The organism is Frigoribacterium sp. CF331 (genome assembly GCF_057787905.1).
In genome coordinates this window covers 1,643,900-1,656,940 of sequence record NZ_CM173545.1, presented here as the reverse complement: position 1 = coordinate 1,656,940, position 13,041 = coordinate 1,643,900, and the positions used below count along the sequence as shown (strand labels likewise).

Sequence of the window (13,041 nt, the reverse complement as noted above, 5' to 3'; positions counted from 1 at the left end):
CGCGACCCGCGCCTCCTGAGCCCGAACCCGAGGGGCACCGGACCCAGGAGGTGCGGGTCGCGTCGTCGACGGTGCCTCCCTGGCGCGGGCCCCTGGTGGCCGGGTCGTGGAGGGGTCCTCCTCTGGTTCCACCGTCTGGTCCCCGAGAGGGACGCGTCAGGTGGTGGCCGGTTCGTACGCTCGAACGATGGCCCGTCGACCCCTGCAACGGCTCGTCGCGGCAGCGGTGGTGGCTGCCGTCGTCGCCTGCGGGCTGACGTCCTGCTTCCTCGCCGAACCGCCACCGGAGGGTTCCGAGGCCTCGCTGGCCGAGCTCGCCGACCGGATCTCGGCCGTCGACGGCGTCGCCTCGGTCGAGACCCGGCTGCAGCAGCGTGACGCGAAGGACGACCCGTTCACCTGGGACGCCCACGTCGACGTCGTGGCCCACGACCCCGACCTGACGGTCGCCACCCTCGTCGACGATGCGGTGGGCGAGGGCGTCACGGGCGCCGTCCTCGGAATCGACCTCGTCGTCCCCGGCGGCCCGGGACTCGCCGCCGTGACCGTCGACCCCACGTCGACGATCCGCGTCGAGCTGGCCGGCGCCCTTCGTACCGAAGGGGCCCTCGCCTCCGTCGACACGACGCGCCACGCCTTCACGGGAGTCGTGGCTCCCGGCCGCTCGTTCGCTGATGCCGCAGCCGCTGGCCAGCCCCACCTCGGCACGGCCGACCCGCCCTTCGTCGTGCGCCTCGGCGACGCCGTGACCACGACGTCCCTCCCGCCGTCCGTGGCTCTGACCCCGACCTCGCCGGCACCGACGATGCTCGCGACCATCGACTCCGTCCTCGCCCTCGACGGCGTCGACGAACTGGCCTTCGTCCCCGGTGACGCCACGGCCGGCACCCGACCGTCGCTGCGCGTCTCGACCTCCGCCCCCGACGCCGTGGTCGCCGCCCTGCAGGGTGCGGTGGACGAGCAGGCCGACGCCGGGATCGCCCGCCGCACCGAGTTCTCGGTGGGACGGCCCGACGCGGCCACGCCGCAGACGGGCTGGGTCGGTCTGCCCCCCGGCGCACCCGAACCCGACGACGGCCCGGAGCCGCAGCCGGGTGACGTCGGTGAGGACCCGTTCGTCAACGAGGGCCCCCTCGCCGAGCTGCCCGAGCAGGAGGCCGCCGTGCGCGCGTACGTCGAGGCGTCCGTGGCCGCGACGGGCGTGCCGGCCGAGGTCGAGACCCGGCGCGAGCTGTGCGAGACCGAGTACGGCACGCGGGTGGTCGGGTCGGTGCTCGTGCCCGTGTTCACCGTCATGGAGGACGCGCAGGTGCCGTTCGACGCGGTCGTCGACGGGTGGTCGGCCGACGGATTCCGTCAGACCGATCGCGCGATGGGCCGCGACCACTGGTCCGCGCCTCCCGGCCGTTCCGACGGCATCGAGTCGGCGAGCATCCGGGGCACGGCCGAGGGCTTGTCGTTCGGCGTCCGGACGAGGTGCCTCCCGTGAAGGAGGCGCGGGTCGAGTGGTCCCGAACCGTCCCTCGGGCGGTGACGAAGGACGATCCGGGACCACTCGACCCGCGGGAGGCGTGCTCGTGGCGCGCGCGACGAGGGCGACGGCGGTCGCGCGACCCGCGCCTCCTGACCCCTCGACCGGAGGGGACGACGCGGTCAGGTCGTGAAGACGTCGTCGAGCGTGACCGTCTGCAGGCCCCGCTCGGCGATCAGTGCGGTCAGCTGGTCGAAGACCGTCGTCACGGGCGGGTGGTTCGCGTGGCCGATGACGATGTGCTGCGGCAGGAACCACTCGGTCGCGAACTGCACGACCTGTTCGGGTGTGATGAGGCCCGAGTCCGACAGCGAGCCGTACCAGAGCACCGGTGACGTGTAGCCGATGCTCGCGGCCGCCGCATCGACCCGGGCGTCGTGGTAGCCGAAGGGCGGCCTGAAGTAGGGGCGCATGTCGACCCCGTAGGTCTGCTGCACGAAGTCGTGGTCGCGCTGCAGCTGCGAGACGATCTCGGCGTCGCTGCACTTCGTGAGGGCGGGGTGGCTCCAGGTGTGGTTCGCCAGCTGCACCTGCCCCGACGTGACGAGGGGGCGCAGCAGGTCGGCGTGGTCGGTCCAGCCGGGCTGCGAGCCGTTGAGGAAGAACGTCAGCCTCGTCCCCGTCGCCGCCGCGAACTCGGCGTAGAGCCGCACGACCTCGCTGTCGGCTCCGTCGTCGACCGTCCAGGCGAGCAGGTTCCCGTCGCCGGGCAGACCGGTCAGGGTGCCGGACGGGAGGGGCACGCGCGTCAGCACGGGCGCCGTCGGCGTCGGGGTCGGGGTCGGCGTCGGGCTGGCGGGGCTCGTCGGACCCGCGGTGGCGCTCGCCCGGGCCGACGGGACGACCTCGTCGGGTGCCGACGCACACCCCGCGAGGGCGAGGGCGAGCGACGCCCCCGAGACCGACAGGAACGACCGACGATCCACGCCTGACCCCTTCGACGAACCGACCCGCCCGCACCGGGCGCCGATCGATCAGCCTGGCACGAGGGGTCGGCCGGGCGCGGTCACGGCACCCCGATCTCATCCTCGCCGCCGACCCGACTCCGCCGTCCGACGGACCCCACCCGCGCCTCCCGCCCTCGCGCCCTCCCTTCCCCCAGGAGGCGCGGGTCGAGTGGTCGCGAAACGTCCTTCGTCGAGGCGCGAACCACGATCTCGGACCACTCGACCCCGGACGGGACGAGGGCGGGGCGGGCGAGGGCGGGGCGGGCGGGGCGTCAGCGCGCGGCGGCCCGTCCGCGCCAGAGCAGCCAGACGAAGTACGGCGTCCCGATGACGGCGGTCAGCAGGCCTGCGCCGAGCTGGGCGGGGGCGATGACGGTGCGGCCGAGCACGTCGGCGGCGCAGACCAGCACGGCGCCGAGCAGCACGGCGACGGGCAGCACGCGAGCGTGGCGCCGCCCGACGAGCGACCGGGCCGCGTGCGGGGCGACGAGCCCGACGAACCCGACCACCCCGACCGCGGCGACGGCCGTCGCCGTCAGCAGCACCGCGAGCGACAGGAAGACCAGGCGCGACCGCGAGAGCGACACCCCGAGGAGGCGCGGCGTGTCGTCGTCCACGGCGAGCAGGTCGAGGCGGCGACGCAGCAGCACGACGACGACGAGCGCCGCCGCGAGCACCAGCGACACCGGCACGACGTCGTCCAGGGTGCGGCCGTAGGTGGACCCCGACAGCCAGGTGAGCGCCTTGGCCCCGTCGAACGGATCGGTCAGGACGATCAGCAGGCTGATCGCCGCCGTGGTCGCCGTCGAGACGCCGATGCCGATCAGCACCAGGCGGTTCTGCGGGAACCCTCCCCGTGAGGCGAGGCCGAACACGAGCACCGAGGCCGCGACGGCCCCGACGAACGCGGCCCCGGCGACGCCCCAGCCGGTGGCCAGCGGCACGGTGGTGACGAGCAGCACGGCGCCGAGGCCCGCGCCTCCGGTCACGCCGAGCAGGCCCGGTTCGGCGAGCGGGTTGCGGGTCACGGCCTGCACGAGCGTGCCGGCCAGGGCCAGGGCGGCTCCGGCGGCGAGGGCCGCTGCGACCCGGGGCACGCGGGTGTCGAGCACGTAGCTGACGACCCGGCCCGACCGGCCGGTCGCCCAGTTGGCGACGTCGCCGAGCAGCAGCTTGGCGTCGCCGAGCAGCACCGACCCGAGCACGACGGCCACGAGCACGGCCACGACGACCGCGACGACCACCACGAAGCGCAGCCGTGAGACCACGGGGTGACGGTCGGTGGGGCTGACGCCGCCGTGGTCGCGGGCACGGAACGCCAGCACGACCAGGAAGACCGCGCCGAGCAGCGACGTCACGACGCCGGTGGGCACCTGCACCGACGTCTCGGCGCCGACGAGCGCGCGCAGCAGCACGTCGGCCCCCAGCACGAGGGCGGCCCCGGCGAGGCCGGCCAGCGGCAGCAGGACGACGAAGCGGCGGACGGCGGGCACGGCCCGGCGCAGCAGCCGCACGAGGGCGGGGGCGCAGAGCCCGACGAAGCCGATCGGGCCCGCGAGGGTGACGGCGGCGGCCGAGAGCAGCACGGCGGCCAGCACGGTCACCACGCGGGTGGTGCGGACGTCCACGCCGACGCTGCGGGCCGCGTCGTCCCCGAGGGCGAGGGCGTCGACGCGGACGTTGACGGCGACGAGCACGAGCAGGCCGACGACGATCACCGGGGCGAGCTGCACGACGCCGTCGAAGCCGTTCTGCGAGATGCTGCCCTGGCCCCAGGCGTAGAGGCCGGCGGTCTGCTGCGGGAAGAGCAGCAGCAGTGCGCTCGTCACCGACGCCAGGCCGAGGGCCAGGGCGCTGCCGGCGAGCACGAGTCGCACGGTGCCGGCGCCGAGCCCCGACAGGGCGAGCACCAGACCGGCGGCGAGCAGGCCGCCGACGAACGCGACCCCGGACGAGGCCAGCAGCGGCAGGCTGAGGCCCGTGACGGCCGCGATCGCGAGCGCGACGTAGGCGCCGGCGTTGACGGCGAGGGTGTCGGGTGCGGCGAGCACGTTGCGGCTCGTCTGCTGCAGGGCCGCGCCGGCGGCTCCGAGGGCGACGCCGACCAGGAGCCCGGCGACCATCCGCGGGAGGCGCGAGGCGACCACCACGGACGAGTCACCGGCCGTCGCGGTGCCGGTGAGCGCCTGCCAGACCTGCCGGGCGCCGACGTCCGCGGTGCCCTGCGTGACGTCGACGAGGGCGAGCACCACGACGACGGCGACCAGCGCGACCGTCACGCCCACCGACCCGGCCGTGAGCCGGCGGGGGGCGGCGAGCCGCGCCTCCTCGGCTAGGGCCGCGCGACGCGCGCGCTCGTCGCGGCCCGGTGCGCCGGGCTCGCCGAGCCGGGGCGGCGCGGGGTCGGTGGGGGTGACGGTCGTGCTCACGGGGCGGACTACTTCGTCAGGGTCGACACCAGCGAGTCGACGTAGGCGGTCATCGCCGCGGGCCCGCCGAACATCCAGATGCCGTCGTCGAGGCGGTGCACGTCACCGGACTGCACGAACGGCAGCGACTGCCACACGGCGTTCGACGCGAGCGACACCGCGAACGGGTCGTCCGCACCGGCGGCGGTGTTGTCGATGTAGAGGAACTGCACGTCGGACGGCAGCTGCGTGAGGCCCTCGACGTCGGTCGTGGCGAGGCCGTACGCCTCGTCGCCCTCGACGGTCCAGGCGTTGGTGAGGCCGAGCTCCTCGGTGACGTCCGACACGAGCGAGCCCTTCGCGTAGGGGCGGATGCTCACCTGGCCGGCGTCGACGTAGCCGTCGGCGAAGGCGAAGGGCTGGCCCGCGAGACCGGCGTCGGCGAGCGCCTGCTTGCCCGCGGCGACGGCGTCGGTGAACTCCTCCTTCACCTGGGTCGCCCTGTCCTCGGTGCCGGTCGCCTTCGCGATGAGGTCGAGGTTGTCCATGCTGTGCTCGATCTGACGCGAGGCGTCGGCCGAGGTGACCTGCAGCACGGGCGCGATCTCCTTCAGCTGCGTGACGGCGTCGGCGCTCAGGCCGTCGGTCGCGACGATCAGGTCGGGTGCGAGCGAGGCGATCGTGTCGAGGCTCGGCTCGCCACGGGTGCCGATGTCGGTCGGCTCGCCGGTCAGCGGCACGGCCGAGTCCCACTCGCCGTAGCCCTTCACGTCGGCGACGCCCACGGGCTCCACGCCGAGGGCGACGAGGTCCTCGACGACGTTCCACTCGGTGCCGACGACCTTCGTCGCCGGGCCGTCGAGCGTGATCTCGGCCCCCGTGCCGTCGGTGAGGGTGATCTGCTCGCCGCTGCCCGGGGTCGCATCGGCGTCGGCCGACTCGGTGGTGCCGCAGCCGGCGAGGGTCAGGGCCGCGGCGGCCGCGACGGCGGTGACCGTCAGCAGTCGGCGGGCCGCGGGACGGCGGGCGGGACCGCCGGAGGTCGGGGTGTGGCGGGGCGTCGTCAGAAGGCGCTGGGTCACGGGTGGTGTCTCTCTCATCGGACGGGCGTCTCGGCCCGGGTGTGGTGTCGGCCGATCGCGCGGGTGCGCAGGTGGCCGGTGGTGGGGTCGGTGTCGACGTCGATGCGGATGCCCCAGACGTCGGTCAGGAGGCGCGGCGTCAGCACGTCCCCGGGGTCGCCCTCGGCGACGATGCGGCCCTCGCTCAGCACGACGATGCGGTCGGCGAGCGCGGCGGCCTGGTCGAGGTCGTGCAGGACGACGCCGACCGCGATGCGGCCCGAGTCGGCCAGGTCGCGGACCAGGTCGAGCAGCTCGACCTGGTAGCGGAGGTCGAGGTAGGTCGTGGGCTCGTCGAGCAGCAGCACGCCCGTGTCCTGCGCGAGGCAGCTGGCGAGCCAGACGCGCTGCAGCTGGCCGCCCGAGAGCTGGTCGACGCCGCGGTCGGCGAGGTCGGCCACGCCGGTCAGCCCCAGCGCGCGGTCGACGGCGGCTCGGCCGTCGGGGTCGGCGCGCCCCCACCGGCCGCGGTGCGGGTAGCGGCCGAACTCGACCACGTCGCGGACGCTCAGCCCGCCGGGGGTCGGGCGCCCCTGCGTCAGCAGCGCGACCCGCCGGGCGAACTCGCGCAGCGACAGCTCGAACCCGTCGACCGAGTCGCCCGCGCCCTCGCCCGGGCCCCCGCCCTCGCCCTCGCCCGACCGGTCGAGTGGTCCCGGATCATCCTTCCCGCCGCGGCGGAGGACGTTCTCGGACCACTCGACGCCCGCAGGAGGCGCGGCGAGGGTCAAGGAGCCCGTGCGCGGCTCCTGCAGACGGGCGAGGGTGCGCAGCAGGGTCGACTTGCCGCTGCCGTTCGGGCCGACGAGGGCGGTGACGCAGCCGGGGCGCAGCTCGAGGCGGGCCCCTCGGACGACGTCGACGCCGTCGTAGGCGACCGAGACGTCGTCGGCGCGCAGGGCGGTCCGAGCCGGCGCGGTGGCCGTGGCGGGCAGGTCGCCGGGCAGGTCTGGGGTCACGCGCTTAGGTTAGCCTAACCTCACCCCGGCGCCGCAACCCGACCTCTCGACGTCGAGCCGATCCGCGCCTCCTCGTCCCTCCTGTCGACGCCACCCCCGCCCGCGCTCGCCCCGCCGCCGCCACCCCCGCCCGCGCTCGCCCCGTCGCCGCCAGCCCCGCCCGCGCTCGCCCCGTCGCCGCCAGCCGCACCGATGCCGCCCCCGCCGTCGCCACCCCGTCGTTCGGCGCGAACCCCCTGCCTAGGCAAATCGTCCGCCGCCGCTCGAGAGGGTGCCTGCCGCCGCACGCCGACGCCACCCCCCGAACCGGCGCAAACCCCCTGCCTAGGCAAATCGCTCGCCGCCGCCCGAGAGGGTGCCTGCCGCCGCACGCCGACGCCACCCCCGAACCGGCGCGAACCCCCTGCCTAGGCAAATCGCTCGCCGCCGCCCGAGAGGGTGCCTGCCGCCGCACACCGACGCCACCCCCCGAACCGGCGCGAACCCCCTGCCTAGGCAAATCGCTCGGTGCCGCTCGAGAGGGTGCCCGCCGCCGCAGGCCGACGCCACCCCCCGAACCGGCGCGAACCCCCTGCCTAGGCGGATCGCTCGCCGCCGCCCGACGGGGTACGCCACCACCGTCCCCGCGCGCCCCCGCCCCGAGGTCCGCCCCGAGGCCCGCCCCGAGGCCCGACCCGACCGGCTCGCCTATCGTGGTGACCGCTCCTCCGCCCGACGACGAAACGAGCCGCATGTCACGCCGGACCCTCTCGACCTCCCTCGCGATCGCCGCCACCCTCGGCCTCGGCCTGACCGCCTGCGCGTCGCCCGGCGGGTCGACGCCGTCTACCGCGCCGAGCGCGAGCGACACCCCGGTCCCGCTGCCCAGCCCGGTCGCCGCGCCCGACCTCGCGACCCCCGAGGTCGAGGCCGCCCTGGCCGAGCTCGAGTCCCGGTACGACGCCGGGATCGGCCTCAGCGTGCTCGACACCGGCTCGGGCGCGACCCTCGACCACCGTGCCGACGAGCGTTTCGGCTACGCGTCGAGCCTCAAGGCGTTCGCCGCGGCGGCCCTGCTCGACGCGACGGACGACACCGGCCTCGACCGCGTCGTCACCTGGACCCAGGCCGACGTCGACGCCGCCGGCTACTCACCGCTCACGAGCCAGCACGTCGCCGACGGGCTCCCGCTGCAACAGCTGGCCGAGGCGGCCGTGCGGCAGAGCGACAACACGGCGTTGAACCTCGTGCTCGCCGAGCTCGGCGGCCCCGCGGCCCTCGACGCCGCCCTCGCCGCGCAGGGCGACGACGTGACCGACGTCGTCCACACCGAGCCCGAACTCAACACGCTCACCCCGGGCAGCACGGCCGACACGACCACGCCCGCCGCATTCACGGCGACCCTCGCCCGCATCACGGACGGTGACTGGCTCGCCGCCGACGACCGCGCCACCCTGCTCGACTGGATGTCGGGCAACGCGACCGGCGACACCCTGATCCGCGCCGGCGCCCCCGACGGCTGGCAGGTGGCCGACAAGTCGGGAGGCGCGGGCGGCATCCGCAACGACGTCGCGATCGTCACGCCGCCGGCGGGCGACCCCGTGGTGATCTCCGTGCTCACCGCCCGCAACGACCCCGCCGCGACCTACGACGACGCCCTCGTCGCCGAGGCCGCCCGCATCGCCCTCGCCGTCGCAGCCGCCGCCCGCTGACCCGCGCCCCACACCCCGCTCCCCACCCGACGCACCAGAACACCGTCGAGTGGACACGACACCACGTCACACGGCGGCGCCCAGTCCACTCGGCGGTGCCGTCCACGGACCCGAGCCCGCCGCCCGCACCCGAACCCGCCGCCCGCACCCGCTGCCGCCCGCGCCCGCCGCACACCCCGCCACCACCTGTTCGCCCCTCGTTCACGCGACCTCCCCCGGGACGTCGCCGCGCCTCCTTAGCGTGCCCAGCGGGCCGTCCGGTCCCCCGTCGCCGTCCCCGGCGAACCCCGGCCCCGCACCCGAAGGACCCCCACCGCATGATCGACAAGCGCCTGCTCGTCTCGGCCGCGACCCTCAGCATCGCCGCCCTCGCCCTGACCGGTTGCTCGGCGAGCGCCGACGCCGACGCCGCAGGAGGCGCAGCGAACGGCACCGACGCCGCCACCGCCACCAGCGCCGAGGACTTCGGCGGCATGGACGCCCTCGTCGAGGCCGCGAAGGCCGAGGGCGAGCTCAACGTGATCGCCCTGCCCGACACCTGGGCCAACTACGGCGAGATCATCGACGCGTTCGAGGAGGAGTACGGCATCACCGTCAACTCGGACAGCCCCGACGTCTCGAGCGCCGAGGAGATCACGGCCGCGCAGAACCTGGAGGGGCAGGACACCGCCCCCGACGTGTTCGACCTCGGCTCGGCCGTCGCGCTGGCGAACCTCGACCAGTTCGCGCCCTACAAGGTGTCGACCTGGGACGACATCGCCGACGACCACAAGGACGCCGACGGCAGGTGGGTCTACGACTACACCGGCCTGATGTCGATCGGCTACGACGCCGACGCCGTGCCGGCCCCGACGAGCCTCGACGACCTGCTCGGCAGCGACTACGAGGGCAAGGTCGCGATCAACGGCGACCCGACCCAGGCCGGCGCCGCCGCGGCTGCCGTCGAGTGGGCCGCGCTGCAGACCGGCGGCAGCGCCGACGACGTCAGCACCGGCGTCGACTACTTCTCACAGCTCGCCGACGCGGGCGCCTTCCTGCCGACCGACCCGACCCCGGCGACGATCGCGTCGGGCGAGACGCCGGTCGTCTTCGACTGGAGCTACAACAACCTCGCCGCGGCGGCCGACGCCGGCGGACGCGACTGGAAGACGGCCGTGCTGCCCGGCACCGCCCTCGCCAGCTACTACAACCAGGCGATCAACGTCGACGCGCCGCACCCCGCCGCGGCCCGCCTGTGGCAGGAGTTCGTCCTGGGCGACGACGCGCAGAACCTCTACCTCGCCGCCGGCGCCTACCCCGTGCGCCTCGCGGCGATGACCGAGGCCGGCACGGTCGACCAGGACGCCCTCGAGGCGGTCGGTGAACAGCCCGCCGACACCGTGCAGTTCACGGCCGAGCAGACCGAGGCCGCCTCGAAGGTGCTGGCCGACACCTGGGCCACGGCGATCGGCTGATGGTGACGACGTCGACCCGCGCGGCGGACACGACCGCCGACGCGCGGTCGGCGCACGGACGGGACCGCGGCGACCTGCCGGACCGCGCCTCCTCGTCCTCGGACGGCGTCGGCCCCTCGCGGGGTCGGCGTCGTCCGGCGGCGTGGTGGGCCCTGACCCCGTTCGCCGTGTGGGTGCTCGCCTTCCTGATCGTGCCGTGCCTGCTCGCGCTCGGCACGGGCTTCGTCGACGGCGACGGCACCCCCACCCTCGACAACCTGGCCGCCCTGGGCGACCCCCTGATCGTGCGGGCCTTCGCCAGCTCGGCCGCGGTCTCGGCCGTCACCGCGCTGGCCGGAGCCGTCGTGGGCGCGGTCGTCTGCTGGGGGCTCACCTCGCTGCGTCCCGACGGAGCCGTCCGCAGCGCCGTCGACGCCGCCTCGAGCGTGCTCGCCCAGTTCGGCGGGGTGATGCTGGCCTTCGCGTTCATCGCCACCATCGGCATCCAGGGCGTCGTGACGCGGCTGCTGCTCGACGTCGCCGGCGTCGACCTCTACGCGGACGGCGTCTGGTTCTACCAGGTGCCCGGCCTGCTGCTGCCCTACCTCTACTTCCAGGTGCCGCTCATGGTGATCACGTTCATGCCCGCCGTCAGCGGCCTGCGCCCGCAGTGGAGCGAGGCCGTCGCCACCCTCGGCGGCACCCGGTGGCAACACCTCGTCCGCGTGGTCGTCCCGGTGCTCGCCCCCGCCTTCGTCGGCAGCCTGCTGCTGCTGTTCGCCAACGCGTTCTCGTCGTACGCGACTGCCGCGGCCCTGATCAGCCAGGGAGCCCAGATCGTCCCGCTGCAGATCCGGGCGGCGCTGATCAGCGAGACCGTGCTCGGCCGCGAGAACGTCGCGGGCGCGCTCGCCCTCGGCATGGTCGTCGTCATGGCCGTGCTGATGACCGGCTACTCGCTGCTGCAGCGCCGCACCGAGCGGTGGCAGCGATGACCGCCCGCCCGTCGGCGAGCGCGCCGCGGTCGACGAGGGCGCCGCGGTCGACGAGCGCGGGAGGCGCGAGCACGGTCGCGCGCCGCACCGCCCTGGTCGTCGTGGGCGCCCTGTTCGCGGTGCCGATCGCGGCGATGGTCGCGTTCTCGCTGCGCAGCGCGGACGGCACGGGGCACGACCTGGGCCACTGGCTGGCGATCGTCGACCCCGAGAACGAGCGGATGTACCGCAACCTGGTCGAGGGGGTCACCAACTCGCTGCTGCTCGCGGTCGTGTCGGCCCTGCTCGTCCTGGTGCTGCTCGTGCCGGCCATGGTGCTCGTGCACCTGCGCCACCCACGTCTCGCGCGCCCGCTCGAGTTCGTCTGCCTCGTGCCGATCACGGTGCCGGCGATCGTGCTCGTGGTCGGACTCGCGCCGGTGTACTCGGTCGTCTCGCGGGTCGCCGGTTCGGGTGCCTGGACGCTCGCGCTCGCCTACGGCGTGACGGTGCTGCCCTACGCGTACCGCGCGGTGCAGTCCGACCTCTCGGCGACCGACCTGCGCACGCTGACCGAGGCCGCCCGCACGCTCGGCTCGGGCTGGCTGCGGACGATGGTCCTCGTGGTCGTGCCGAGCCTGCGCCGGGGGCTGCTCGCGGCCGCCTTCATCACGGTCGCCGTCGTGCTCGGCGAGTTCACCATCGCCTCGCTGCTCAACCGCGTGAACCTGCAGACCGCCCTCGTGCAGGTCTCGCGCTCCGACCCCTATGCCGCCGTGATCTTCGCGCTGCTCGCCCTGGGCTTCGCGTTCGTGCTGCTGCTCGTGATCGGCCGCGTGGGCGCCCTCGGCGCCGCCCGCCCGATCCCCTCTCGAAAGGCCCTCTCGTGACCGCCACGCTGCCCCGCCCCACCGTCACGAACCCGACCGACGCCGTCGCAGGTGCCGCCGTGACCTTCCGGGACGTGACGAAGCAGTTCGCCGGGCACCGGGCGCTCACCGGGCTCGACCTCGAGCTGCAGCCCGGCGAGCTCGTCGCCGTGCTCGGCCCGTCGGGCTGCGGCAAGACGACCGCGCTGCGCAGCCTCGCCGGGCTCGAGGACGTCACGACCGGACGCATCACGATCGACGGGCGCGACGTCGTCGGCGTCCCGACGCACCGCCGCGACGTGGGCATGGTGTTCCAGGCGTACTCGCTCTTCCCCCACCTGACCGTGCGGCAGAACGTCGAGTTCGGGCTGCGCATGCGTCGTGTCGACAAGGCCTCGCGGGCCACCCGTGCGGGCGAGATGCTCGACCTGGTGGGCCTCGGCGACCTCGGCGAGCGCTACGCGCACCAGCTCTCGGGGGGCCAGCAGCAGCGGGTCGCCCTGGCCCGGGCGCTCGTGACCCGACCCCGGGTGCTGCTGCTCGACGAGCCCCTCAGCGCCCTCGACGCCAAGGTGCGCGTGCAGCTGCGCGACGAGATCCGCCGCATCCAGCGCGAGCTGTCGATCACGACCCTCTTCGTCACGCACGACCAGGAGGAGGCCCTCGCCGTCGCCGACCGCGTCGCCGTCATGCGGGCCGGCTCGATCGAGCAGGTCGGCACGCCGGAGGAGCTCTACTCGGCCCCCGCGACCGCGTTCGTCGCCGAGTTCGTCGGCACGAGCAACCGGGTGTCGGGCGAGGTCGTCGGCACGCTCGTGCGCCTGGCGGGCTGCCCTGAGGTGCCGGTCGTGGGATCACCCGCCGAGGGGCCGGTCTGGGCGTACGTCCGACCCGAGGACGTGTCGTTCGTCGAGCAGGGCGGGCTCGCCGGGATCGTCGAGTCGGTGTCGTTCCTGGGGGCCGTGTGCCGCACCCGCGTGCGCGTCGACCCCGAGACGCTGCTCGTGGTCGACCACCGGGCCGACGAGCGACGCGAGCCCGGGTCGCCGGTGCGCCTCTCGTTCACGCCCGCCCGCGTCGCGGTGACGACCCGCGCCTCCTGACGTCT

10 protein-coding genes are annotated in these 13,041 nt (G+C 75.0%); 6 read left to right on the top strand and 4 right to left on the bottom strand.

Going from position 1 to position 13,041, the window contains the following annotated elements; genetic code table 11:
* The first annotated feature begins 187 nt into the window (after positions 1-187).
* On the top strand, positions 188-1,489 hold the full coding sequence (locus AC3CCI_RS07770) for a hypothetical protein (protein WP_488628634.1): 1,302 nt from the start codon (positions 188-190) through the stop codon (positions 1,487-1,489).
* A gap of 164 nt (positions 1,490-1,653) precedes the next feature.
* Here the strand turns inward: AC3CCI_RS07770 and AC3CCI_RS07765 are convergent, their stop codons facing one another.
* The 4 genes from AC3CCI_RS07765 to AC3CCI_RS07750 all read right to left on the bottom strand — a co-directional run bounded on the left by AC3CCI_RS07765 (position 1,654) and on the right by AC3CCI_RS07750 (position 6,966).
* Positions 1,654-2,457: a polysaccharide deacetylase family protein gene (locus tag AC3CCI_RS07765; RefSeq protein WP_488628633.1), complete on the bottom strand. Its 804-nt coding sequence runs from the start codon at positions 2,455-2,457 to the stop codon at positions 1,654-1,656.
* Between the two features lie 293 nt (positions 2,458-2,750).
* A complete protein-coding gene (locus tag AC3CCI_RS07760; protein ID WP_488628632.1) occupies positions 2,751-4,907 on the bottom strand; it encodes an iron ABC transporter permease in 2,157 nt (718 codons plus the stop codon).
* An 8-nt stretch (positions 4,908-4,915) separates the two neighbouring features.
* Positions 4,916-5,890, bottom strand: a complete 975-nt coding sequence (locus AC3CCI_RS07755) for an iron-siderophore ABC transporter substrate-binding protein (RefSeq protein WP_488628672.1) — start codon at positions 5,888-5,890, stop codon at positions 4,916-4,918.
* A 92-nt stretch (positions 5,891-5,982) separates the two neighbouring features.
* Positions 5,983-6,966 (bottom strand): ABC transporter ATP-binding protein, encoded by a 984-nt coding sequence (locus tag AC3CCI_RS07750; protein ID WP_488628631.1) that lies wholly within the window; start codon positions 6,964-6,966, stop codon positions 5,983-5,985.
* A gap of 731 nt (positions 6,967-7,697) precedes the next feature.
* Here AC3CCI_RS07750 and bla point away from each other — a divergent pair.
* From bla to AC3CCI_RS07725, 5 genes are all read left to right on the top strand, one after another.
* Entirely contained in the window at positions 7,698-8,657 is a 960-nt protein-coding gene (gene bla, locus AC3CCI_RS07745) for a class A beta-lactamase (protein ID WP_488628630.1), read from the top strand.
* A 317-nt stretch (positions 8,658-8,974) separates the two neighbouring features.
* The gene (locus tag AC3CCI_RS07740; RefSeq protein WP_488628629.1) at positions 8,975-10,111 is read left to right on the top strand and encodes an ABC transporter substrate-binding protein; all 1,137 of its coding nucleotides are present in this window, start codon (positions 8,975-8,977) and stop codon (positions 10,109-10,111) included.
* Positions 10,111-11,085 (top strand): ABC transporter permease, encoded by a 975-nt coding sequence (locus AC3CCI_RS07735; RefSeq protein WP_488628628.1) that lies wholly within the window; start codon positions 10,111-10,113, stop codon positions 11,083-11,085. Before AC3CCI_RS07740 ends, AC3CCI_RS07735 begins: the two co-directional genes overlap by 1 nt.
* A complete protein-coding gene (locus tag AC3CCI_RS07730) occupies positions 11,082-11,954 on the top strand; it encodes an ABC transporter permease subunit (RefSeq protein ID WP_488628627.1) in 873 nt (290 codons plus the stop codon). The genes AC3CCI_RS07735 and AC3CCI_RS07730 overlap by 4 nt, the downstream gene beginning before the upstream one ends.
* Entirely contained in the window at positions 11,951-13,036 is a 1,086-nt protein-coding gene (locus AC3CCI_RS07725; protein ID WP_488628626.1) for an ABC transporter ATP-binding protein, read from the top strand. The genes AC3CCI_RS07730 and AC3CCI_RS07725 overlap by 4 nt, the downstream gene beginning before the upstream one ends.
* Positions 13,037-13,041 lie beyond the last annotated feature (5 nt).